Annotated in this window: 22 protein-coding genes and 1 other annotated feature; of the genes, 19 read left to right on the forward strand and 3 right to left on the reverse strand. The window is 46.0% G+C overall.

The window, feature by feature from the left end; translation table 11 throughout:
• The first annotated feature begins 1 nt into the window (after window position 1).
• Both hemH and hemG read left to right on the forward strand, forming a co-directional pair.
• Window positions 2-949: a ferrochelatase gene (gene hemH / locus J2736_RS25840; RefSeq protein WP_310501472.1), complete on the forward strand. Its 948-nt coding sequence runs from the start codon at window positions 2-4 to the stop codon at window positions 947-949.
• Window positions 946-2,433, forward strand: a complete 1,488-nt coding sequence (gene hemG, locus J2736_RS25845; RefSeq protein ID WP_310501473.1) for a protoporphyrinogen oxidase — start codon at window positions 946-948, stop codon at window positions 2,431-2,433. The genes hemH and hemG overlap by 4 nt, the downstream gene beginning before the upstream one ends.
• Before the next feature lie 5 nt (window positions 2,434-2,438).
• Here the strand turns inward: hemG and J2736_RS25850 are convergent, their stop codons facing one another.
• Window positions 2,439-3,098: a Crp/Fnr family transcriptional regulator gene (locus J2736_RS25850; protein ID WP_310501474.1), complete on the reverse strand. Its 660-nt coding sequence runs from the start codon at window positions 3,096-3,098 to the stop codon at window positions 2,439-2,441.
• Between the two features lie 81 nt (window positions 3,099-3,179).
• On the opposite strand from J2736_RS25850, the gene hemL reads away from it, so the two are divergent.
• A complete protein-coding gene (gene hemL / locus J2736_RS25855; RefSeq protein WP_310501475.1) occupies window positions 3,180-4,478 on the forward strand; it encodes a glutamate-1-semialdehyde 2,1-aminomutase in 1,299 nt (432 codons plus the stop codon).
• Between the two features lie 153 nt (window positions 4,479-4,631).
• On the opposite strand, the gene J2736_RS25860 is transcribed toward hemL, so the two are convergent.
• Window positions 4,632-6,128, reverse strand: a complete 1,497-nt coding sequence (locus J2736_RS25860) for a phosphodiester glycosidase family protein (protein ID WP_310501476.1) — start codon at window positions 6,126-6,128, stop codon at window positions 4,632-4,634.
• A gap of 265 nt (window positions 6,129-6,393) precedes the next feature.
• Here J2736_RS25860 and J2736_RS25865 point away from each other — a divergent pair, with 265 nt between their 5' ends.
• From J2736_RS25865 to J2736_RS25890, 6 genes are all read left to right on the forward strand, one after another.
• Window positions 6,394-7,281, forward strand: coding sequence for an RluA family pseudouridine synthase (locus J2736_RS25865; RefSeq protein ID WP_310501477.1), 888 nt, complete (start codon window positions 6,394-6,396; stop codon window positions 7,279-7,281).
• Window positions 7,282-7,398: 117 nt separating this feature from the next.
• Window positions 7,399-8,475 carry a LysM peptidoglycan-binding domain-containing protein gene (locus tag J2736_RS25870; RefSeq protein ID WP_310501478.1) on the forward strand — a complete coding sequence of 359 codons (1,077 nt, stop codon included), beginning with the start codon at window positions 7,399-7,401 and terminating at the stop codon, window positions 8,473-8,475.
• A gap of 188 nt (window positions 8,476-8,663) precedes the next feature.
• Window positions 8,664-8,925: a binding site (T-box leader), on the forward strand.
• A gap of 55 nt (window positions 8,926-8,980) precedes the next feature.
• The gene (locus J2736_RS25875; RefSeq protein WP_310501479.1) at window positions 8,981-11,641 is read left to right on the forward strand and encodes a valine--tRNA ligase; all 2,661 of its coding nucleotides are present in this window, start codon (window positions 8,981-8,983) and stop codon (window positions 11,639-11,641) included.
• Between the two features lie 70 nt (window positions 11,642-11,711).
• Window positions 11,712-13,085 (forward strand): bifunctional folylpolyglutamate synthase/dihydrofolate synthase, encoded by a 1,374-nt coding sequence (locus tag J2736_RS25880; RefSeq protein WP_310501480.1) that lies wholly within the window; start codon window positions 11,712-11,714, stop codon window positions 13,083-13,085.
• A 7-nt stretch (window positions 13,086-13,092) separates the two neighbouring features.
• Window positions 13,093-14,481, forward strand: a complete 1,389-nt coding sequence (murC, locus tag J2736_RS25885) for a UDP-N-acetylmuramate--L-alanine ligase (protein ID WP_310501481.1) — start codon at window positions 13,093-13,095, stop codon at window positions 14,479-14,481.
• Between the two features lie 160 nt (window positions 14,482-14,641).
• Entirely contained in the window at window positions 14,642-15,976 is a 1,335-nt protein-coding gene (locus J2736_RS25890; protein ID WP_310501482.1) for an SPOR domain-containing protein, read from the forward strand.
• A gap of 53 nt (window positions 15,977-16,029) precedes the next feature.
• Here J2736_RS25890 and J2736_RS25895 read toward each other — a convergent pair whose 3' ends face one another.
• Complete coding sequence (locus J2736_RS25895) at window positions 16,030-17,265, reverse strand: N-acetylmuramoyl-L-alanine amidase (RefSeq protein WP_310501483.1); 1,236 nt, start codon at window positions 17,263-17,265, stop codon at window positions 16,030-16,032.
• Between the two features lie 152 nt (window positions 17,266-17,417).
• Here J2736_RS25895 and J2736_RS25900 point away from each other — a divergent pair, with 152 nt between their 5' ends.
• From J2736_RS25900 to J2736_RS25945, 10 genes are all read left to right on the forward strand, one after another.
• Window positions 17,418-17,660, forward strand: a complete 243-nt coding sequence (locus J2736_RS25900) for a DUF4321 domain-containing protein (protein WP_310501484.1) — start codon at window positions 17,418-17,420, stop codon at window positions 17,658-17,660.
• Between the two features lie 45 nt (window positions 17,661-17,705).
• Window positions 17,706-18,308: a Maf family protein gene (locus J2736_RS25905; RefSeq protein ID WP_310501485.1), complete on the forward strand. Its 603-nt coding sequence runs from the start codon at window positions 17,706-17,708 to the stop codon at window positions 18,306-18,308.
• 120 nt (window positions 18,309-18,428) lie between these two features.
• Window positions 18,429-18,878, forward strand: a complete 450-nt coding sequence (locus tag J2736_RS25910; RefSeq protein ID WP_310501486.1) for an RrF2 family transcriptional regulator — start codon at window positions 18,429-18,431, stop codon at window positions 18,876-18,878.
• A 111-nt stretch (window positions 18,879-18,989) separates the two neighbouring features.
• Entirely contained in the window at window positions 18,990-19,679 is a 690-nt protein-coding gene (radC, locus tag J2736_RS25915) for a RadC family protein (RefSeq protein ID WP_310501487.1), read from the forward strand.
• Between the two features lie 36 nt (window positions 19,680-19,715).
• The gene (locus J2736_RS25920; RefSeq protein ID WP_310501488.1) at window positions 19,716-20,750 is read left to right on the forward strand and encodes a rod shape-determining protein; all 1,035 of its coding nucleotides are present in this window, start codon (window positions 19,716-19,718) and stop codon (window positions 20,748-20,750) included.
• Between the two features lie 33 nt (window positions 20,751-20,783).
• Window positions 20,784-21,635 carry a rod shape-determining protein MreC gene (mreC, locus tag J2736_RS25925; RefSeq protein ID WP_310501489.1) on the forward strand — a complete coding sequence of 284 codons (852 nt, stop codon included), beginning with the start codon at window positions 20,784-20,786 and terminating at the stop codon, window positions 21,633-21,635.
• A gap of 14 nt (window positions 21,636-21,649) precedes the next feature.
• The gene (gene mreD / locus J2736_RS25930) at window positions 21,650-22,177 is read left to right on the forward strand and encodes a rod shape-determining protein MreD (protein ID WP_310501490.1); all 528 of its coding nucleotides are present in this window, start codon (window positions 21,650-21,652) and stop codon (window positions 22,175-22,177) included.
• Between the two features lie 72 nt (window positions 22,178-22,249).
• Window positions 22,250-22,909: a septum site-determining protein MinC gene (minC, locus tag J2736_RS25935; protein WP_310501491.1), complete on the forward strand. Its 660-nt coding sequence runs from the start codon at window positions 22,250-22,252 to the stop codon at window positions 22,907-22,909.
• A 43-nt stretch (window positions 22,910-22,952) separates the two neighbouring features.
• Entirely contained in the window at window positions 22,953-23,747 is a 795-nt protein-coding gene (gene minD, locus J2736_RS25940) for a septum site-determining protein MinD (RefSeq protein WP_057311629.1), read from the forward strand.
• Window positions 23,748-23,754: 7 nt separating this feature from the next.
• Entirely contained in the window at window positions 23,755-24,903 is a 1,149-nt protein-coding gene (locus J2736_RS25945; RefSeq protein WP_310501492.1) for an FtsW/RodA/SpoVE family cell cycle protein, read from the forward strand.
• Window positions 24,904-25,052: the final 149 nt, after the last annotated feature.

Here is a 25,052-nt window from a genome sequence, read left to right on the forward strand (position 1 = left end):
CATGAGCAAAACGCGTATTGGTGTATTAGTTATGTCGTATGGTACGCCCGAAAGCTTAGATCAAGTAGAAGCGTATTATACACATATTAGACGTGGTCATCCGCCGACTCCTGAGCAATTACATGAATTAACAGCGCGTTATGAGGCCATTGTGGGCGGCTTCTTCCCGCTGCGTGAAAATACGAATAAACAAGTAAAAGGATTTGAAGCTACGCTGCGTCAAGAGCATCCTGAGCTTGAATTCGTCTGCTACCAAGGACTAAAGCATGCTCAGCCTTACGTAGAAGACGGCGTTGAACAAATGGTTAAAGACGGCATCACAGAGGCTGTAGGGATCGTACTAGCGCCTCACTATTCGACGATGAGTGTCGGTGGCTATGTGAAGCGTGCGAAGGACAAAGCGGAAGCGTTAGGTCTTCAGATGACCTTCGTTCTGGACTATCACCTCCATGGGAAACTTCTGGATGCTTTACAGACACGGGTAGAAGACGCTTTGGGGAAATTCGCTGAAGCTGAACGCAATCAAGTGCGGGTTATCTTTACAGCTCACAGCTTGCCTGAGAAAATTTTGGAGATGAAGGATCCTTATCCCGATCAATTGCTAGCTACCTCCAAAGCCTTAGCGGAGCGTGTGGGGCTTACGAACTGGCAGTTCGGCTGGCAAAGTGCAGGTCAGACAGCGATGCCTTGGTTAGGTCCGGATATTCTGGACGTTATGCGCACGATTAAGCAAGAAGAAGGCGTGGACAAGATTTTACTTTGTCCTATTGGCTTTGTTTCCGACCATTTAGAGGTATTGTACGATATTGATATTGAAGCACAAGCTCTCGCGAAAGAGCTGGGTGTACACTTGGAACGGACAGCATCGCTTAATACCGATCCTCTGTATATGGAAACCTTAAGTGATGTTGTGTACAAGAAATGGCAAGAGGCAGTGAGTTCGAAATGAGTAACCAAGTGCCTCATTATATGATTATAGGCGGGGGAATTACGGGGCTGAGTGCGGCTTTTTATTTGAAAAAGCGGCTGGAAGCTGATGGCCGAGGTACCCCTTTTCGTATATCTGTCGTTGAGAAATCACCGTCATTTGGCGGGAAGATTCATACCGTTGTGCGTGATGGTTTCGTGATTGAAAAGGGACCGGATTCCTTCCTTGCACGTAAACGTCCCATCATTGATTTGGCTTACGATCTTGGCCTAGAGCATGAATTAACAGGTACGAATCCGAAAGCCAAGAAAACCTATATTGTTCGTGGGAGAAAGCTGCATCGCATGCCCCCAGGCTTAGTTCTAGGGATTCCGACGCAAATGACACCTTTTATGAAGACGGGTCTAATTTCACCGCTAGGCAAGCTTCGCGCGGCAATGGACTTGATCTTGCCGAAACGCGATGGCACAGGGGATGAATCGCTTGGGCATTTTCTTGAGCGCCGACTAGGCAAGGAAGTGCTAGAGCGCATTGTGGAGCCGCTGCTTGCAGGGATTTATGCAGGGGATACGTACAAGCTGAGCTTGAAGTCTACGTTCCCGCAGTTCAGGGCGATGGAGCTGAAAAACCGCAGTTTGATTCTGGGCATGATGGCGAGTCGCAAAAATGTGACCGAAGAAAGCGCGCATTTGCCTGCGGCTGTTCGGAATTCGGTCTTTGTAACGTTTAAGCGAGGGCTGCAATCGCTAGTGAATGCTTTAATAGACGCGTTACGTACAGTGGATTTACGTGCGGGTGTTGGTGTTGTATCCGTGCGTCGTATAGAGGATGGACAAACCGAGGTTGTCTTTGAGGACGGTCAGCGTGAAGTCGTTCACGGGGTCATTGTAACGACGCCAACGTATCAAGCAGCGAAGCTGCTTTCGGAGCTCCCGACTGCGAGCAAGCTAGCTAAGATTGATTATATCTCGGTAGCCAATGTAATTATGTCGTTTGATCGGAAAGATATTCCCTTTGAGCTGGATGCCTCCGGTTTCCTAGTTCCTAAGCATGAGGGCTATACGATTACAGCTTGTACCTTAACTTCAGCGAAGTGGCTGCATGCTGCCCCTGAAGGCAAGGTGCTGCTGCGTTGTTACATCGGTCGTTCCGGTGAACAAGAATGGCCGGCATGGTCCGATGAGCAATTAATTAGCAAAGCGCGACAAGACATTCAAGATCTTCTTGGAATCACGGCCGAACCGGGATTCGCAGAAGTGACCAGGTTGATGCATTCCATGCCGCAATACCCTGTTAACCATTTGGAGGAGATCGCGGAGTTCCGGAAAGCACTTTTGACAGCTATGCCGCGCGTGTTGGTGACGGGGGCAGGTTTTCATGGTGTCGGTCTGCCCGATTGCATACGCCAAGGCAAAGAGGTGGCCAATCAGCTTGCCGAGATGGTTCTAGCTACAGATAGCCATGCTGCTGCTTCAACTACTACTGCTGCAGTAAAGGCACTTTAGTACAATTAACGAAGCTTGGATAACTCTAAGGTGAAGTCAGAAGCAGAGATGGTCAGGATTTGCTTTTCCTCGAGATCGCGAATGACTTGCAGGAGGGTTGATTTCTGAACACCGGCTAACTGAGAGATTTCATCATAATTCAGGACAAGTTTAATCACGACCGTGGTACCTTTACGTAAGCCGTGCGAATTGGCCATTTTGATTAAGGTTTTGATCACGCGTGTTCTTGCATCCAGGAAGGTCAGATCAAAGACTTGTTGATTCGTATCGCGCAGACGGCTGCTGAGCTCTTGCATGATACCTAGGCTAATGTCAAAATGATTACGAAGCAATTCCAGAAAGCTTTGGCCAGTTATCGTAAGCAGTATGCATTCTTCTAAAGTTTGAGCAGAGGCAGACCGTGGTTTGCCATCAATGAGGGACAACTCGCCGAAGCTTTCGCCGGATTTGCAAATCGACAATATTTTCTCTTCGCCTGCTTGGCTAGTTGTGTAGATTTTAACAGAACCACTAAGCACCATATAGAAAACAGAGCCGATTTCTTTTTCTTGAAAAAGTATTGTACCTGTTTTATAAGTACGTCTCGTACATATTTCGGCAAGGGTGTTCAATTGATGTTCGTTTAGCTGGGTAAATAAAGGGACTTTCTTGATAAGCTCTAGCATAAGTGGTACCGCCTTTGTAGGTAGTTATTGGTAGGTTATGACCTCATTTTATCACAAGATTATGTTATAGGGGGCTAAATAATGGGAAATTCGAGCAGAATCGACAAACGATCAGCAGCCGCATTCCAAGAATCTAGAAAGCTAATTCCTGGAGGTGTGAATAGTCCAGTTCGTGCTTTTAAATCGGTTGGCTTAACACCTTTATTCATGGAGAGCGGATCTGGCTCACGAGTAACGGATATTGATGGAAATACATTTATTGACTATGTAGGTTCATGGGGACCTCTCATTGTTGGGCATGCGCATCCGAAGGTTTTGGAGGCCATTCAGGCTACTGCTATGAAAGGGACAAGCTTTGGTGCACCAACGTTGCTCGAAACCGAGATGGCCAAGCTTGTCATTGAACGTGTACCTTCGATCGATATGGTTCGCATGGTTAATTCGGGGACTGAAGCAACCATGAGTGCGTTGCGACTAGCACGTGGATTCACGAAGCGCGATAAAATCGTGAAATTCGAAGGCAGCTATCACGGGCATGCAGATGCCTTGTTGATTAAGGCTGGATCTGGCGTTGCTACGCTTGGATTACCAGACAGTCCTGGTGTACCGAGCAGCGTGGCTTCTAACACGATCACGGTTCCTTATAATGATTTGGATTCTGTGAAGCTTGTTTTTGAAAAGTTTGGTGAAGAAATCGCTGCGCTAATCGTTGAGCCGATTGCCGGCAATATGGGAGTTGTACCTCCCTCGGCGGGCTTCTTACAAGGTCTTCGCGACATTACGAAGCAATATGGCTCATTGCTGATTTTCGATGAAGTGATGACCGGATTCCGTGTGCATAAGAACTGTGCGCAGGGGCTATATGGCGTAACACCGGATCTAACTTGTTTGGGTAAAGTAATCGGCGGTGGGCTGCCTGTAGGTGCCTACGGCGGTCGTTTAGACATCATGGAACAGATGGCGCCTGCGGGTCCGATTTACCAAGCGGGAACGCTTTCGGGCAATCCGCTGGCTATGGCGGCAGGTTATGCCACGCTATCCTTACTAGGCGAGCCGAATGTGTATGAGGAGCTTGAGCGCAAGTCTGCGAGACTTGAAGCAGGCTTTACTGCGAATGCGGCTGAGTTCGGTATAGCTAGCACCATCAATCGCGTTGGTTCGATGGTTTGTCCGTTCTTTACAGAAACATCAGTGACGAATTATGATTCCGCTAAAACGTCAGATCTTGGCCGTTTCAATGCGTACTTCGGTCATCTCTTGGATCTGGGTGTATCCGTAGCACCTTCGCAGTTTGAAGGGATGTTTGTATCAACTGCGCACTCGGATGCGGATATTGAAGCGACAATCGAGGCTCATCGCGAAGCGCTGAAACGTTTATAAAAAAGTAAGAAGAGGCAGTCGTCCGTAGCGTGTTCTACGTGAGGGCTGCCTCTTTGTTTCACCTGCATATTTTACTCGCGGCAAAGGGATCCATGTGCAAAAAAAGCAGCCAGCCTCCGTGTGATGATCGGATGCTAACTGCTTTTAATACCATTAGTTCGGCTTAACTGTTGGTGAAGTAGTTGTTGATTGAGAATTAGGTGCAGTCGGTGCCCCGTTACCCGTTCCAGTTGGCGTCCCAGCGCCTGTCGGATTAGTGGACGGCTTAGGTGTCGCACTTGGTGTTGGCGATGGTGTTGCTGAATTAGTCGGCTTAGGGCTGCCCGTATTTGTATTCCCGTTGCCAGGAGTTGGTGTAGGTGTAGGTGTTACAGTAGTATTAGGGTTTGGTGATGATGTCGGTGAACCAGTTGACGGTTTATCAGTCCCAGTCGGTTTTGGCGATTCCGTATGCGCTGGTGAAGTAGATCCGCCGACTTTACCAGGTTCCGTCGAGTTTTCTGGTTTTGGTGTCGGTGTTGCTTTAGGTGTTGGTGTAGGTAATTTACCTTGCGCCTTCAGTTCTGCTTGTTCTTTCAAGAATTCAGGGTGAGTGGATGCACCGCCTGCATCAATCGACGTCAATCCAGCCCAAATGTTCTTCACTTCTACTTTCTCCGGATGATCGAATACTAAGAAAGCTGAAGGTAAGCGACGCTCACCATAACGGCTAGATGGTTTTGTGATAAGTGCATTATTATAAACCATTTCAGAAGATGCTCCGCCATCCAAGAATCCAGCGTTGATAACATCGTCTTCTAAGAAAAGATCCTGAACTTCTTTCAGTGTCGCTCCAACACTTGACGTTTGACGACCATCAATAACGATAAAGATAACGGTACCGTCTGCTTTTTGTCCGACAGCTGTCCGCGGTGCACGTCCCCATCCACCATCACCGCTTGTGATGAGCGGTTTACCGTTCGCGATAACACGCGGGTAGAAGGAAACAGCTTCCGTGACACCTAGTTCTAATAAGGCGTTGATCGTATATTTACCAATAATTAGCGTGCCTTCTTTGGTAAAACCAACAATTTGTTGCGGGTTGCTTCCCTCTTGGTCGGTATAAAGGATTTCACCACCGGACATAATAGCTCCGATTGGGGCAAATCCGTTTCCAAGGCCGTCAGGATCATTAAATCCACCGCCATTGACACCGGCAACAGCACCTGTACGTTGTACCATGGCTGTAATTCGTTCACCTTCACCTACTTTGGAAGGAACGACAACACGGATAGAACGTGGATCATATACATACATTCGCTTACCCTTCCATAGGGTACCTGAAATATCTTCCACTTTGACGAGACTCTCAATAGGGCGATTCGTATTAAATTGGACAGCTTCAATATCTTGTTTCTCAATGGAGTTAACTTCGGTTAAATTTTGCATCTCAAGCACCATCTGGTCCCTACGTTGCGCGCCAACAAAGATCCAAGCCCAGTCACGATGCTGGGTTGTAATCACGGTTTTGGCCAAATACTCACGGATGAAAGTCCCTGGCGGGGTCAAAAATAAAAAGGTCGAAGTCAAAAATGTACATGCTGCAATAACAAGTAAAGTCCGCTTCAGCCAACTATAATTTCGAAAATGATTTGCAATTGAACTACCCAAGGTAAACCTCTCCTGCTCTATTAATAAATTGATAGAAAATGTCGAAAAAAAACAATACAAGATTAATAATATCATATTTTTGCATGCAAATGGTATTGGTAATTGTTAAAATAAAGTGTACATAATCCCTCTTTCTTAAGGAGCTCGTTCTAATTATGAAGCGTTATTACTTTTTTGATTTTCCGATCGACCTTATGGCGATAGTCTTTGTGTTTCTACTAATCCTGCTAGCAATCTTTCTATCATTTCGCAAGGGCACACGTTCATGATCGATTGGTCGCGTGATGGAGAATGGTTGCTGCTCCCACTTCCCAATGCAGAGTGGAAACCACTTAAACCGGGTGCCCTTGAAGAATTAGCGGACTATCTGCCGGTGCCTCGTAAATACTTTTTGCGCTTAGCCTCCCAGGGGCTTATTCGGATAGAAAATAATAAGATTCGGCTGAAGGTATTTCCTCAGGAAAAAGCAGTGTTTAAACCTGAGTCTTATGCATTAGACGTTTTATATGAGGATGAGTTCACTTTAGTCGTTAATAAGCCAGCAGGGATGTCAGTTCATCCGGCGGAAGTTGGTCAAAGTGGAACGTTGGCTTCGGCCGTAGCTTATTATTATGAAACGACTGGACAAGCGTGCAGTATTCGTCATATACACCGTCTAGATCAAGATACGACGGGCGTCATACTTTATGCCAAAAATGAGTGGGCGCATGTCCTATTGGATGAAGCTATGCGGGAGAAGCAGATAGATAGGCGCTATGCTGCACTAGCTCAAGGGATTTTCAAAAAGAAGGAAGGATGGATTGATGAACCGATCGGCAAGGATCGTCATCATCCAGGAAAACGTAGAGTCACTCCCAATGGCGATCAGGCTCTGACCCATTATCGTGTCCTTCAACAAATGAAAGCAGGAGCACTCGTTGAAGTGGAGTTGGAAACGGGCAGAACGCATCAAATTCGAGTTCATCTCAGCTATTTAGGACACCCACTAGTAGGTGACACGCTATATGGAGGTTCTTCACGTTTATTCCAGCGACAAGCACTTCATGGAGAACGACTTCTATTTAAGCATCCGATTACACAAAAAGAGATCGTATGTCACGCGCCGTATCCACTAGATTTCAAGTCATTATTGGAACAGATGTCCGTGAATTGAAAAATGTAGTCATGCCTGGCCTCCTTGACCCATATACTTTTAGAGACAATCAAGTATATCACCCAACAATTCGGAGCTGACTCATGTTTCGAGTTAACGGAAGGGAGGATTCATTCGGTGTCTGAACAACAACCTGGATTACGATTTGATATTTATGAACGTGTGCATTTGCAGGAAAATTTGGCGGCCATACAAGAATTGAATGAAGTAGAATTACTTCCGCATATTCAAGTATTAACGCTGGATGATCAAGCGATTTTAAAGGGGAATCTACTACTTACAGGTAACTACTTTAGTGAAGAAGGCGGGAGCCCTCGCACACTTGAGCATTTGATTCCTGTCGAAATTACGCTGCCTTTGAATCGCATTCATCGTGTTGAGGATATTCAGGTAGAAATCGAGAATTTTGATATCGACCTGTTATCGGCACGCAGCTTGAATGTAACAGGCGTTCTGTCCTTGCAGGGAGTAGAAATGGTCTCTGTGCCACAGGAAAGCTGGCGCGAGGAAGAAGAGGTTACTTTTGTTCATCAAATTGAGTATCCACGCTCCGAGCCCGTTACGCCGTATGCACCGATGCCCATGGCTGAACCTGTACCGGTTGCACAAGAACCGCAGATTCAACAAGTGATCCAGCCACCGCCAGCACCAGTCCTTCCTACACCACTACCGACGCCAGCGCCAACGTTGATCGCAGCTGCACCTGAACCAGCTGTCATTTCATCACAGCCTACCTCTCATGGCGATGATTCGTTTGATGTAGATGTGGAACAAATCGAGCTGAAAGTAACTCCGCATGCCGATAGTACCGTTGTAACGGAGGAGAAAAAGGAGCTTAAAGTTGCCTTTGGTAAGAAGGCAACGGACGCTGTGGAGGTTAGCCCTTATGGCATCAAATCGCTATTATCTAAGGCAGGCTCGTATCTTTCCGACAAGCGGATTGCGGAAGCAGAGGCGCAAGCGGCTCTTGAGGCGGAATCGCGGATAGATCCGGTAGAATGGAGACGTTTATTTCTGCAGAGCCGATCGGAATCGCAAGAGTTCCGCAAGCTCAAACTCTGTATTGTTCAGAAAGAGGATACGTTAGAATCCATTGCGAAGCGTTATCAACTGACAACGCGTGAGCTTCAATTGATGAATCGTCTTGGTGATCAGGATATTGTCGTGGGTCAAGTTATTTATTTGCCCAAATAAATACCTATACATAGGCAAGAGCCTCTGGCTGCTAATAGCAGCTGGGGGCTCTTTATGTTTGTTACGACGTATATAGAACCTAATTTTAACCAATACTAAAAAATAAACGTTTATACTGGTTCGAAAATATTGACTGTTTAGCAAATATTCGTTATCATATAGTGTAAATCATTTTCAAACCAACATATGGAATTGCAAAGATAGGGAGTAGTAGTCGGAACGCCCTTCAGAGAGTGGAACTGCAGCGCTGAGAGGTTCCTCAGGATACATCCGATCGAAGTCGCCCTGGAGCAGTAAATGTGAGTGCAATCGCCGAGTAATCGTTTCTCGCCTGCATTAGCATTTTCCGGTCGCAGCCGTTATCTGTTTTAAGTGTCATGTTATTTGCCAATGGGGCAAGTATCATGAAATGAAGGTGGTACCACGGAAGCTATACCTTTCGTCCTTTTTGGGGCGAAAGGTTTTTTTGTGTTTATAACAACTAGCCAGATATGGAGGTACTCTTATGACCGAAACGAAATTACAAACAGAAATGCCTACCACGTATGACCCGAAAGAAGCGGAACGTAAATGGTACGACTACTGGATTAAGAATGAATTTTTCAAAGCAGGCAACCGTCCTGATGCGGAAACGTACACGATTGTAATACCGCCTCCGAACGTAACCGGTATGCTGCACATTGGGCATGCACTAGATTTCACACTGCAAGATATTCTCATCCGTACGAAGCGTATGCAGGGCTTTGACACGCTGTGGCTGCCGGGTTCTGACCATGCAGGTATTGCGACGCAAACCCGCGTAGAACAGAAGCTTCGCGAACAAGGGCAAACGCGCTACGATCTTGGGCGTGAAAAGTTCTTGGAGAAGGTCTGGGAATGGAAAGAATTATATGCCGATACGATTCGTGAACAATGGGCCAAAATGGGCTTTTCACTCGATTATTCGCGGGAACGCTTCACACTGGATGAAGGGCTTTCGCAAGCAGTTCGTGAAGTTTTCGTAAGTTTGTTTGAAAAAGGATTGATTTATCGCGGTAACTATATCATTAACTGGGATCCAGCGGCACGTACGGCTCTTTCCGATATTGAAGTGGAGTACAAAGAAGTTCAAGGTGCACTGTACCATTTGAAATATGAAACGACAGACGGTTCCCACTCCATCGTCGTTGCTACGACACGTCCTGAGACGATGCTGGGTGATACAGCCGTTGCTGTTCATCCGAAAGATGAGCGTTACAAACATTTGATTGGCAAGTCATTGCTGCTTCCGATTGTGAATCGTGAGATTCCGATTATTGCAGACGACTATGTTGAGAAAGAGTTCGGCAGCGGCGCGGTCAAAATTACACCTGCGCATGATCCAAACGATTTCGAAGTAGGAAAGCGTCATAACCTGCCACAAATTCTCGTTATGGATGAATCCGGAACGATGAACGCTAATGCAGGCCCTTACCAAGGCCAAGACCGTTTCGAGTGTCGTAAAAACATCGTGGCAGATTTGAAAGAACAAGGTGTTCTAATCAAAATTGAAGAACATGTTCACCAAGTTGGACACAGTGAGCGTAGTGGTGCAGTTATCGAGCCGTACCTATCGACACAATGGTTCGTTAAAATGCAGCCGCTTGCTGATCAAGCGATTGAAGCGCAAAAATCAGGCAAGGGTGTTAATTTTGTACCAGATCGCTTCGAGAAAACTTACCTGAACTGGATTGAAAATGTTCGCGACTGGTGTATTTCACGTCAGCTATGGTGGGGACACCGAATTCCTGCATGGCACTGTGCGGATTGCGGTCAAGTTACTGTAACTCGCGAAGATGCGACAGCGTGCTCCCATTGTCAAAGCGCGAATCTTAACCAAGATAACGATGTTCTGGACACATGGTTCAGCTCAGCGCTATGGCCTTTCTCCACATTAGGCTGGCCGAATGATTCCGAAGATATGAAGCGTTTCTACCCGACGAGTGTACTCGTGACGGGTTACGACATCATTTACTTCTGGGTAGCTCGTATGATTTTCCAAGGACTTGAATTTACGGATCAAATTCCGTTCAAAGATGTGCTGATGCATGGTCTTGTTCGTGATTCCGAAGGACGCAAAATGTCCAAATCCCTTGGCAACGGTGTTGATCCGCTTGAAGTCATCGAGAAATACGGCGCGGATGCCATGCGTTATATGATTTCTACGAGCTCAACGCCAGGTCAAGATTTACGCTTCCGCTGGGAGCGGGTAGAGCAAGCTCGTAATTTTGCCAATAAAATATGGAACGCATCCCGTTTCGCTCTGATGAATTTGGAAGGCGTAACGGCAGCAGATATTGATTTAACGGGTCCATTAGGTACCGCAGATCGTTGGATTTTGCATCGTTTGAATGAGACCGTTCGTGATGTTACTCGTTTGATTGACAGCTACGAATTCGGTGAAACGGGACGTCTACTCTATAACTTCATTTGGGATGATCTCTGTGACTGGTATATTGAGTTCAGCAAACTGAGCTTATATGGGACGGATGCAGCAGCAAAGAAACAAACGCAATCCGTACTTGCTTACGTACTAGATCAAACGCAACGTCTGATTCATCCATTCATGCCGTTCATCTCGGAGGAGATCTGGCAGCATCTGCCGCATGTTGGCGATACCATTACGCTGGCGGCTTGGCCGACAGAGAGCGCAGCCTTCGAAGCGCCTGAAGCCATTCGTGAGATGGAACTTTTGATGGAAGCGATTCGTTCCGTACGTAATATCCGTGCAGAAGTGAATGTGCCGATGAGTAAGAAAGTAGAGCTTCTCATTAAACCAGCTAGTGCTGAGACGCAGGACATTCTTAGCAAAAACGAGGAATACCTGAAGCGCTTCTGCAATACATCACTGCTTGAAATTGATCTGACTATGGCAGCGCCAGACAAAGCCATGACAGCCATTATTACAGGTGCCGAATTGTATCTGCCGCTAGCAGGTTTGATCGATATCACCCAAGAGCTTGCACGTTTGGATAAAGAACTGCAGTCCCTGCACGGTGAAGTCGAGCGTATTGAGAAAAAGCTGGGCAATGAAGGCTTTGTAGCTAAGGCACCAGCGAAGGTTATTGATGAAGAGAAAGCCAAGCTTGCTGATTATGCCGATAAGCGGGATAAAGTTATCGCTCGATTAGCGGAGTTAAAGTCATAAAGAACGAAAATTATACGAATGCCTATGTTCGTCTATAAGGTGATTCATATAGTAAAAGAGGATGAGAACAATGGATGTAAGCAAGAACTCGGCGGGTGAATTTCAAACCGCACAAGAAGCCATTGATTGGATCGTTGGACGCATGGAGAAGCTCGGCATGAAACCGGGCCTCCAGCGGATGCATCTGCTCATGGAGAAGCTGGGTAACCCAGAACGCAGGCTAAAGTTCATTCATGTGGCCGGTACGAATGGAAAGGGCTCAACATGTGCATACCTAGCTTCCGTGCTTCAAGATTGCGGTTATGATGTAGGTACGTTTACGTCACCGTATTTGGTGCGGTATACCAACCGCATTCAAGTCAATGGCGCTGACATTGAAGATGAGGTTCTACTTCGATTAGTGAATGACATGAAGCCGATTGTCGATGAGATTGCCGCAACAGAAGTGGGTCCTCCAACAATGTTCGAAATCTCGACTGCGCTAGCTATCCTTTACTTTGGGAAAGTGGCGTATCCTGACTATGTTGTATGGGAAACCGGACTCGGGGGAAGGCTGGATAGCACGAATATCGTGAATCCAATCGTTACCGTGATTACGAATGTAGGTCACGACCACATGGATATCTTAGGCGATACGCTTGAGCTTGTAGCAGCTGAAAAAGCAGGGATTATCAAAGCGGGAGTGCCTGTTATTACAGCCGTTGAGCCTGAGGCGGTCTGGCGCGTTATCGAACAAACAGCGAAGGCGAAGAAAGCTACGCTATATACCCTTGGTGATCAATTTCATTTGACCGATGTGACAAGTGAGCTGGATCGTCAAAGTTTTCAGTTTAACGGTCCATTCAGGCCGATCCCGGAACTGGCTATCACCTTAAACGGTGAACATCAGTTGAAGAACGCGGCTGTAGCGGTCATGACGCTAGAAGTGCTTCGTCAATATTACGCGACCATCGTGGATGACGTTGATTTGCAAAAGGGTCTTTCGGGCACAAAATGGCCTGGCCGACTGGAAATGGTTTCGACGGAGCCGCGCATCTTGATCGATGGTGCTCACAACCCTGAGGGGGCAGCAACATTGGCTGCAGCACTTCAGAATGTGTATACGTATAAGAAGCTTCATATGATGATCGGAATGCTAGCCACGAAGAATCATACAGGCTACTTAAGGCATATACTACCATTGGTGGATACGCTCATTATTACAGAAGCCAATTTTCATAAAAAAGGGGATGCGTACCTTCTCGCTGAAATTGCAAATGGTCTGCTTCGAGAGATGAATCTTGAGGTAGATGTTGCCGTAGAGCGCGATTGGAAGCAAGCTCTAACCTTATTAACAAATAGAACTGAGCAGGATGATCTGGCGGTCGTATCCGGCACGCTGTATTTAATCTCTGATGTTCGTTCTTGGATAACCTATCAAACCGATTCTGAAAAAGGATGGTGAGAACGGCGTGAGTCAAGCAGAACACGTACATTTTATAGGAATCGGCGGATACGGCATGAGTGCCATTGCCAAAGTCATGCTCGAAATGGGATATCGCATTTCGGGATCAGATCTAGCACAGCAGGAGCTTACAGATAAACTGAAAGCTAAGGGCGCCCAGGTCTTTATCGGGCATCAGGCAACGAACGTATCAGGAGCCGATTTGGTTGTATATTCAACAGCGTTATCGAAAGATAACGTAGAAATGCAAGCAGCTGAGCAAATGAACATTCCAATCATTCATCGTTCACAAATGCTGGGAAGGCTGATGAACGAGCGCAAAGGTATTGCCGTAGCAGGTGCTCACGGTAAGACAACCACATCCTCCATGATCGCTTTAGTGATGGAGATTTGCGGGATAGATCCAACGTACATTATCGGTGGAGAAATCATGAATGTAGGCAGCAATGCCAAAGCTGGTAAAGGTGAGTATGTAGTTGCGGAAGCCGATGAGAGTGATGGAACTTTCCTGCAATATCACCCAACTCTAGCGTTAGTGAACAATATCGAAGCCGACCATTTGGAGAATTATAATGGCGATTTTGAAAATTTGAAAAAAGCATACAAACAATTCTTAAGCCAAGTAAGACCTGGCGGCAAAGCGATTGTATGTCAAGATGATGAATTCCTGCGTGAAATGATTCCGGAGATTCAAAGCCAAGTGATTACGTACGGGATTGAGACACAAGCGGATTATATCGCAAGTGACATTTCCCTTGGTGATCGCAAAGTAACCTTCTCGGTAGCGTTCAAAGGATCGTCATTAGGCCAAATAAGCTTATCTGTGCCAGGTAAACATAATGTGTACAATGCGCTGGCTACGTTGATCACTTGCCTTGAAGCAGGTCTTTCTTTCGAGCAAATTGCGGAAGCTATTCAAGAGTTTCGGGGAGCAAAGCGTAGATTTCAAGTGCTTGGTGAAGTGGAAAATATTTTAGTCATCGATGATTATGCCCATCACCCAACGGAAATTCAAGCCACGATTTCCGCTGCTAAAGCGACGAGAAAGCGTATTATCGCTGTGTTCCAACCGCAACGTTATACACGAACGTACTACCTGTTTGAGCAGTTTAGCCGTTCCTTCTTGGAAGCGGATGAAGTGATCATTACCGACATTTATTCACCTGCAGGCGAACAACGGATTGAAGGTGTTGACTCCGCTAAGCTAGTAGAGCTGATTCGCAGCAACAGTAATGCGAATGTTCAGCACATTGCTACACGTGAAGAAGTGCTGACGTATTTGGTTGACCACGTTCAACCAGGTGACCTCGTCCTGACAATGGGCGCGGGCGACATCTGGAAAGCAGCGGATGGTTTAGCTAAATCGCTTCGCAAGAAATACGAATCACATACGTAAAGAAAAGATCGCTTAAGCCACCAGGCTGGAGGCGGTCTTTTTTTCTTGAATAATCATATTAAGGTTCTCTCTCTCATACTCTAGTAACAGAAGATTGGACAAGATGATCCGGCATGTGCCTGTTTCGGGGCATACTTTTGATGAGGAGTGTGGGAAGAGAATGAAAAAAGCTAGAATCACATATCGCTTCGATCCGAAGGAAGGCGCAGAATCAACACGTAGAGCAGAAAGGGTTCAGGAACAAGAGCAGAACGTAATTCCTCTCTATCAAGAAGAATACAAAGTAGTAGAGGCGAAGATAGATCGTAGTCCGAAGGACGTGACGCCATATGAACAAGCAGAACGAGAGCAAGTGGAATCGTTATTCGAACCTCATGCGCTCAATACGTTTACCACGGATTTCGGAAATTGGCATAGCCAAATCGAATCGGAGGGAGAGCGTGTAGAACGCATCATTCGTGAAACCCAAATATCTCGTGAACAGCAGCATGCTCCAATCCCCACTGTCGTCCGTAATGAACGAGAGCCTGAACCTGTGAATCAGCGGGATGAATGGTCTAACTGGTCAGGGAAGGAGCCTTACATAGAGTCTGGGGCAGAAACGCGATATGCGAAATCATCGTCAAGCACGCCATGGATGCGTATAGCAACATCTGTTGCTGGTGCTGTTGTTACGGGCATCGCATTCGGCTTCTTCGTACTATCGATGTTCTCATCTGACCCTGATACGACGACGAGTTTAGCTACATCGAATCCTTCTAAAATAACCGTTCCTTCACCGAATACACAAGTAGGCGCAACCACGACCAAACCACAAGGGGATGCCGCCGTACTTCCTGCTACATCAGCAGCAGTCACTCCTGTGCAAATTCCTGCTAAGTCCTATACCTTCTTGCAAAATGGGGTGTTTAGCTCCTTGCAGGGCGCTCAAGCTGTTCAGGATTCCCTTAGTAAGAAGGGGCTTGCTTCTGCGATGGATAATTCCGATAAACTTACTGTGTTTGTCGGGTTTGCAAAGACGAAAGACGATGCCATTGCTTTGAGACAAGGCGTGCAGGCGACGGATAAAACGATCGAAGTTTTTATGAAAAATGTGGATCTCCCAGCGGTAACGAGCATACGGTGGTCTGGCGCGAAGGCAGCGACGCTGCCTACTTACCTGGCAGAAGGCGATAAACTCGTAAATACGATAAGTGGATTGACACTCGTTCATTTGGCCGAGACGAAACCTACGGCACTTACGGATGCCTCCTTACAGACGATTCGGACTTCGCATCAAGCCCTCATCACGCTGGGTACAGGGCTGACTGAAGGCGCAGGCGAAGATGTTAAACAGTCGTTAGCTAAGATGACAACTGCGGTCAATCGTGCTGTTCAATCGATGGATGAATACAAAAAAACGCCGTCACAAGCTTTAATGTGGCAAGCACAATCCGCCATGATGCAGTACATCATCGCTCAAAAAGAGCTGCTTAAGACAATCAGCGTTGTCTAAAAGAAAAGCCGTATAACCTAACTCGTTCCTGAGTGGGTTACACGGCTTTCTTGTTATTTGGTGATATAGCGATCAAGCAGGGCAGCAATCTCTGCTCTAGTCATCGTTTGATCAGGTTTAAATGATGTGTCAGAGATCCCATTGATGATGCCTTTATCTTTCAATGTGATGATGGCAGAAGCGCTCCACAGTGATTTGGGCACATCATCGAACGCTGCTGTATACGTGGATGGAGAGGAAGGTGTTATCATCTGCAAAAGTTGATTGAATAAGAAAGCAACCTCTCCGCGTGTTATCGCTTGATTCGGACGTATCGTCCCATCGGCATAGCCTTGGAGTAAGTTTAATTTCGCGGCTTTGGCGAAAACAGCACTTGCCCAGTGGGAAGCCGATAAATCGGAATAGCTTTTCGTTGCTCCAGTTCCGCAGCCATAAACATTGGAAGTCACACTTCCGTTCGTGTTGCAGACGTCTGGCAGCTTGCTGAATGTAAATACGCGGTCCATCAGCGTGAGAAACTCAGCTCTCGTTAGCGCGCGGTCCGGTTCATAGTTGTTCCCCATACCTTCGACGATGCCTTTATTCTTCATGCGAAGAACGGCGGCTCTAGACCAATGAGCAAGCACATCTGTGAAGAGTGGCGGCTCATAGGCACTGATCCCATTGGCGATGCCAATTGCCATCTTTGAACGCATTGCATCACTAGCTAGCAAGGCTGCATCGCCTTTATTCGTAAGAAAAGCAGTCTCTACGAGTACACTCGGAATCGTTCCCATACGGGCCACGTAGACAGCGCTTGGGGTTAGTCCTAAGTCTTTCGTGCCGGCTTGCGCAAGTAAAGCATCCTGTACAAGCTGTGCCAATTTTTTACTGTAAGGCGTTAGTTGCGTCATTGTACTGCTAGCTGGGTAATCTTCTTGTGGGTACGCGTTGTCATAATAGAGTACCATGGTGCCGTTCGCTGTGCTGCTTGAATGTGCATTAGCATGAATGGATACGAATAAGTCAGCTTGCTGTTCGTCCGTGAAGGCAACTCGCTGAGCAAGCGAGAGAAAGGTGTCGTTGGTTCTTGTTAAGACAACTTCATAACCGCGATCAAGCAGTGCTTGCTTTACTTTTAACGTGATGTCCAGATTGACATCTGTTTCACGGAGACCGCCAACGCCTATGGCGCCAGGATCACTTCCACCATGCCCAGGATCAAGCACAATCTTGTAAGCGAATGCCTGATAGGGAAACGCCACGGTGAGTAATAAAGTGAACAGAATAAGTCTTTTCAGTAGAGTCATAGTTGAATTTACCTCCGGTAACTAGTTTACCACATTAGAATCTATCCGTTTTCAATTCCCATAAACTTCTAATAGGGTTGGTTATTTGACATGGAAAAAAGAGGTGATTCCTCGTATAATAGGCTTGTACATACATAGAGAGGATGACAGGAATGAAAAAAAATACATTTACCTTAATCATTTTTTTAATCGTCGGGTTAATTACTGGGATTATTATCGGCCAGCTGCTGGCGCCCGTTCCTGCTCTCGCATTTCTAACTAAATCTGTCCAAATTTCTTGGGAACCCAAAGCAGATCTTCAAGTCGTGAAATATGAATTCAGCCTTTTGGTGAAGCTAAACCTATGCAGTATTATAGGATTAGTAGGAGCATATCTCCTTTATCGGAAACTGTAGTGAGAAACGGTATCGCGTAGAATTTAAATTTAGGAGTTGTTGATCGTGCCATCGAATGAAAACCAAAGACTTATTCTCGCTTCTTCGTCACCGCGGAGGCAGGAGCTTATCCAATCGTTCGGACTACCTTATATAATTCGGGTGAGTGACGCGGATGAGACCGTCGAACAAAAAATAACACCATCGGAGCTCGTAGAGCTGCTTTCTTTGCGTAAAGCCTCGACGGTAAGGGATATGTTGGAAGACCAAGAGAAGTTCGGTATTATCATCGGTTCTGACACGGTTGTCGTGTATAACGAGGAGATTCTCGGCAAGCCGGTGAATGAACAAGATGCTTTTCGCATGCTGAAGGAACTACAAGGAAATACGCACCAGGTGTATAGTGGTGTTGCCTGTGTGGATGCTGCTACAGGCCGCCAAGTAGTCTCACATAGCGTGACGAACGTACGGATGAAGCCGATGTCTGACGAACAAATCCTGCGGTATATTGCTACGGGAGAACCCAAAGATAAAGCAGGTTCGTATGCCATTCAAGGAATTGGGGCAACGATCATCAGTGGGATCGAAGGGGATTATTTCACGGTAGTAGGACTGCCGCTTTCGCTGCTGAGTGATTTATTGCTAACGTTTGACATTCAAGTGCTATAGCCTTATTTCCAGACCTATCCATTCTAGTCCAAAATAGGGTAATAGATTGACTGAGCAATCTGTAACGGTTACAATAACAGTAAGCGACAAGACTTCGCATTCTTCTGGGAGGTATCTTTCATGAACAGCGAATTTACAATTGCCGTCCACAGTCTCGTTCTGTTAGCTCATTTACCGGACCATATGGCAACTAGCGAAGAAATTGCAGCGAATGTATCTACACATTCTGCACGGATTCGCAAAGTCATGGGGTTTCTTCGAAAAGCAGGGTATGTGTCAACGAAGGAAGGCATCGGTGGCGGTTTTATACTAAGCTGTAAGCCTGAGGAAGTCACACTTGGGGAGATTTATCGATTAACCTGCCAAGGTACTTTGAAGCCTAGTTGGTGCTCTGGTGATGAGTCGAAACCTTGTATGATTTCATCTAAAATGGATAGATTGATGGGTAAGGTTTTTATTGATGCTGAGAAGCAAATGGAAAATTACTTTGAAGGTCATACAATCGGCAGTATGCTGGAACAAATAAGGGCATTAGAATGCCCGCAATTGAATACAGAATCTCTATCCTAGAAGCCCTCGGATCTTATAATCCGGGGGTTTTATGTTGTTTTTAGGGGCTTTTGCCTGTATGCATGGGATCGCAATAAGTAACATAACCTACATTACGGAAGAGGGGAAAACATGGAAAGCTCAAGCCTGATGCTGCGAGAAATTCCGAACGATGAAAGACCGCGGGAGCGAATGCTCCAATTAGGAGCAGGGGCATTAAGTCATGCCGAACTGCTGGCTATCTTATTAAGGACAGGAACCGTATCGGAATCGGCGATCCATTTGGCAAGCCGGATTCTTAGTGAAAGCCGCGGGCTGCGCAACCTTGTTGATATGAGCAGGGACCAGCTCAAGCAAATCAAGGGGATTGGAGATGCGAAGGCGCTTCAAATTCTTGCGGGCATTGAGTTAGGTCGCAGGCTGGCTAAGAGCTCTTATGAGGAGCGGATTACGATTCGTTCTCCCAAAGATATTGCCAATCTCATGAGCGAGGAGCTTCGCTATTTACAGAAGGAGCATTTCGTCTGTTTGTTTTTGAATACCAAAAATCATGTCATTGCACAAGAAACCTTATCGATGGGCAGCTTGAACGCGTCAATTGTTCACCCAAGAGAAGTTTTCCGTGCCGCGATTAAACGAAGCAGTGCCTCCATTATTTGTGTACATAATCATCCAAGTGGCGATCCCACACCAAGTCCGGAAGATATTAGTTTGACAAGTCGATTAGTAGAAGCTGGTACAATAATTGGTATTGAAGTGTTGGATCATGTTATCATTGGAGATCAGAGATTTATAAGTTTGAAGGAACAAGGCTTTATGTAATATAATAGAACACGCAACAGGAAAGGAGCCGTTTGTATGTTTGGTGGTTTTACGAAAGATCTGGGAATTGATTTGGGTACTGCGAATACATTGGTTTATGTGAAAGGCAGAGGAATTATCGTTAGGGAACCCTCCGTGGTCGCCCTGCGTACCGATACAAAAACAATTGAAGCCGTAGGCGAATCCGCCAAAAAAATGATTGGTCGTACACCTGGGAACATCCGCGCTGTTCGTCCGATGAAAGATGGTGTGATTGCCGATTTCGACACAACAGCAACGATGATTCGCTACTTTATTCGACAAGCGCAGAAGCAGCGATGGTTATTTCCCCGTCATCCGAATGTGATGGTGTGTGTGCCTTCTGGGATTACTGCTGTCGAGAAGCGTGCCGTTGAAGATGCAACCAAGCAAGCAGGGGCAAGAGAGGCTTATACGATTGAGGAGCCGTTCGCTGCTGCGATTGGTGCGGATCTTCCTGTATGGGAGCCAACGGGGAGCATGGTTGTTGATATTGGCGGAGGTACGACGGAAGTGGCTGTTATCTCGCTTGGCGGTATTGTAACTAGCCGATCGATTCGTATCGCTGGTGACGAAATGGATGAAGCTATTATTCAATATATTAAACGTACGTATAATCTCATGATCGGGGAGCGTACAGCAGAAACGTTGAAGATCGAAATTGGTTCTGCACTTAACACAGATAAGTCGGAATCGTTGGAAATTCGCGGTCGTGATCTTGTTAGCGGTTTACCCAAAACGATCAGTGTCACATCTGTCGAAATTACAGAATCATTGTCAGATACGGTAAGTGCAATTGTAGATGCGGTGAAGGTTACGCTGGAGAAATGTCCACCAGAGCTGTCGGCGGATATTATGGATCGCGGGATTGTGTTAACTGGCGGCGGCGGATTACTTCGTAATCTGGATCGACTTCTAGCTAAAGAAACGGGAATGCCGGTCATGGTTGCCGAAAATCCATTGGATTGTGTAGCAATCGGAACGGGACGTGCCTTAGAGAATATTCATTTATTCAAAAATAAATCAGGATCTGGTTCGAGATACAAGGGTTAATATTCGTTAGAAGGTGCTAATTTGTTTAAATTCATGGGTAATAAACGACTTATTTTTCTTATGTCCGGTTTAGTCTGTTTCTTTATCTTAATGGGACTAACACTTGGAAATCGAGGGCCAATGACTTGGCCCGAGAAATTTGTCAAAGACTCCGTATCTTGGACGCAAGGACTCTTGTACAAGCCCGCTGCGCAGGTAGCGGGCTTCTTCGAAGACATCAGACAGCTGCGAGTCATTTATGAAGAAAACAAGACATTAAAGCTGACCCTTACGCAGTATGCACGAGATACACAGCGATTGAATGAGCTAGAGTCGCAAAACAAACGTCTGATGGAATCGCTTGGCTTCACGGAACGCCAACGACAAGCTAACAACTATACATATCGGATTGCAGAAGTGGTCACTATTGATCCTGACCCATACAACAGTACCGTAACAATTAATTTGGGTGATAAAGATGGGATCAAGGAGAATATGGCGGTCATGACAGTGGACGGCTTAGTAGGAAGAGTGAGCAAAGTATTCGGCTTTCACTCCAATGTACAGCTGCTGTCTGAGACGAATGATACGGATAACAACTCGAAAGCAATTGCCGTTACAGTTAAGGGGAATGAGACCCAGCCATTTGGGATGATTGAATCGTATGATCCCAAAGTAGGCGAGCTAGTGATGAATAAGGTTGAACATGCAGATGACATGAAGGTTGGCGATACGATTATTACTTCTGGATTAGGACAGGTGTTTCCTAAGGGGATAGAAGTAGGAACAATCTCTTCGATTGGACCCGGGGAGTTCGGCATTACTTACAAAGTAATGGTGAAGCCAAAAGCCTCCTTTAACCGCATCCGTGAAGTGTTCGTCGTTGAAGTTCCGGAAGTGAAATGAGGTGAGCCGACAAAATGAATAGACATCTTTTATGGCTCATCCTTCTCGGTTTGTTTATTCTTCAAGGAAGTTTAGTCGTATGGCTGCTGCCGTCCTCGTGGCAATCGATTGTCGTAGTAACACCGCACTTAACCTTGGTATTTATCATGTTTATTGGACTTTTTCATCATCGTCATGCGGCATTAGTGTATGGATTGTTGTTTGGATTATTGCACGATTTCACCTACTATGGTGCGATGTTAGGCGTTTATTCGTTCAGCATGGGGCTTGTAGGTTATTTGGCTGGGCTTGCGCAGCGTAAACAGCCTAATCTAATTTTTTACAACTTGCTGATTACGAGCTTAGGTTTGTTAATATTTGAGTTTCTCAACTATGGGATCAATCGTCTATTCAAACTGATTGCTATCGATTTGAATTTTGCTCTCACCCATTACATGCTCCCAAGTGTTCTTTTCAATTTACTTGCAGCCTTAATTTGCTACGTTCCCATCCGCAAACTGCTTGAAGGCAAGCGACTTGCAGCTTCTGCAAAGGAAGATTAATTTTCCAGATGAGAAGCAGGAGAATTTAGAACAGGGGCCGAAATGTATAGGTTGGGAGGTCGTCATGCCATTATGTCTGTAGCGAAGCACCATGTGATGATAAAAGGGGTCAAAGATGGCCTTGTATTTTTACTAAATGACGCATGCGATTGGCAAGAGCTGTTGCAAGAGCTGCAACATAAGCTTGAGAAAACGCATCAACAAATATTAACGGGTCCTATTATTCACGTGAATGTCAAATTGGGCAATCGCGAGGCCACCGATGAGCAGAAAGAAGAGATCCGAGCTGTGATTAAGCAGAAAGGAAATCTCTTAATTCAATCCATCGAGAGTGAACCGCCTAAGGTGGAGATTCCACCCGAGCCCAAGGTTACCATGACTACGCTAAGAGGTATGATTCGTTCGGGACAAACCCTTCACAATGAAGGTGATTTACTTTATTTAGGTGATGTTAACCCTGGTGGAATTATCACATCCACAGGGAACATTTACATAATGGGTTCACTTCGCGGTATGGCTCACGCGGGGTCAGAAGGGGATGAGACGGCAATCATTGCTGCCTCTCATATGCGTCCTACGCAGCTGCGTATTGCCGGAGTGATTAGCCGTTCACCAGATGAGTGGGGAATCGACGAGGCTTTCATGGAATTTGCGTATGTCAAAGATGGTAAAATGGAAATCGATAAGCTGCATCAGCTTCATCGGATTTGGCCGGAGGCTCCGCTCAAATAACATTTTCAACATGTGGAAAAAAATTGTGTCTGGGGTGAGGAATATGGGAGAGGCTATCGTTGTCACCTCTGGTAAAGGTGGCGTTGGTAAAACGACGACTTCAGCTAACTTGGGAACTGCACTTGCACTTCTGGGGAAGAAAGTATGCATGGTTGATACGGATATTGGGTTGCGTAATCTGGATGTTGTCATGGGATTAGAAAATCGGATTATCTATGATCTTGTGGACGTTGCGGAAGGTCGTTGCCGATTACCGCAGGCGTTAATTAAAGATAAGCGATTTGACGAGTTGTATTTGTTGCCAGCCGCTCAAACGAAGGACAAGCATGCGGTATCTCCGGAACAGGTAAGGACCATTATTTTAGAGCTCAAAAATGATTTCGAATATGTCATCATTGACTGTCCAGCAGGGATTGAGCAGGGCTTTAAGAATGCGGTTGCTGGCGCGGATAAAGCAATCGTTGTCACAACACCTGAGAATGCGGCTGTTCGCGATGCGGATCGCATTATTGGTCTTTTGGAGAATGAGAAAATATCTTCACCGAAGCTTGTCATTAATCGCATACGCCCGCAAATGGTGAAAAAAGGCGAAATGCTGGATATCGATGAAATTTGCTCTGTGCTTGCTATAGATTTGTTAGGGATTGTGCCCGATGATGAGCATGTCATTAAGGCAGCTAATTTAGGTGAACCAACAGTGATGAATCCTTCATCTCGGGCAGCGATTGCGTATCGGAATATTGCTAGACGTATTGTCGGTGATACCGTTCCGCTAATGCAGCTAGAGGACAAAACCGGTTGGGTAAAACGAATGAAAAAGTTTATTGGAATAGGATGATTGTTCTGTGTTTGCCAAGCTGAAAAACATTGATATTCCAATTGTTGTCATTCTATTTGCCTTTATGGTGATAAGCACGATGATGGTCTATAGTGCATCGATTGATCATCCGACGATTAACATCAGCATTACGAAGATTTTGGTTTTATATGCAGTAGGATTAGTGGCATTTCTCGCTTGTAGTTTATTCGATTACCGCGTACTTATTCGAATAGCACCGTACTTGTATGGGATTGGCATTATCTCTCTGATTGCTGTATATTTCTTCGGTAAAAAAATTCACGGTGCGCGCGGCTGGTTTGAACTGCCTGGCGGTTTGACTTTCCAACCTGCTGAGCTCGTCAAACTCATTCTCATTATTTGTATTACGGCGCTTTTGGCCAAACGCGGTGGGGACTTGCTGCTTGTTAAGAATGATATTATCCCTGTAGGGTTAGCTGTATTCGTGCCATTTGCTCTTGTGCTCATTCAGCCGGATCTCGGGAATGCGATTATTTTTATCATTATTTTGCTCGGGATGCTATGGATTGGGAATATCAAATATTCGCAGGTCTTGATAAGCGTCGTAATAGTAGTCGGTGTTGGGTTTCTCACGCTAACCCTATATAAACATTTTCATGATGCTTTGTTTGAGATGCTCAAGGGCTACGGGTTTAGCCATTGGATGGATCGGATTGATACGTTCCTATATCCAACGGAAGTGTCCGATGATGATAATTATCAGGTGCGCAATGCGGTAAGAGCTATTGGATCTGGTGGCCTGGAAGGTGAAGGCTTCCTAAAGGGAACTTCCGTGCATAGTAACTTTATTCCCTTCGCCTACTCGGATTCGATTTTCGTCGTTGTTGGAGAAGAGTTCGGTTTCCGCGGTTCAGCGGTACTGTTGCTTATTTATTTCTTGCTTATCTACCGCATGATCTTGATTTCGATTCAAAGCTCTCAACTTGGTGGCGCCTATATTGTTGTTGGGGTCGTGTCCATGTTCGTCTTTCAAATATTTGAAAACGTCGGTATGATGATTGGTATCATGCCATTGACTGGTATTACACTTCCATTCGTGAGTTATGGCGGTACCTCATTATTGATCAACATGCTCTCACTAGGCCTTGTTATGAGTGTGAAGCTGCATCAAGAACGTGCGCCAGAATTGTTTTAATGGTTGAAATGACCCTTTGCCTGATAAGTCCGTGACCCTGTGGGGGCTGCGGGCTTTTGTGCGCTTGGCAGCGCATCGACTAAGGAGTGAAAGTCTCCAGTGCACCGCGAGGTGGCGGAAGTACATAGCTGACAGGCAGTGCATAGTCC

Origin of the sequence: Paenibacillus qinlingensis (assembly GCF_031455095.1) — a bacterium.
Taxonomy (GTDB): Bacteria; Bacillota; Bacilli; order Paenibacillales; family NBRC-103111; genus Paenibacillus_E; species Paenibacillus_E qinlingensis_A.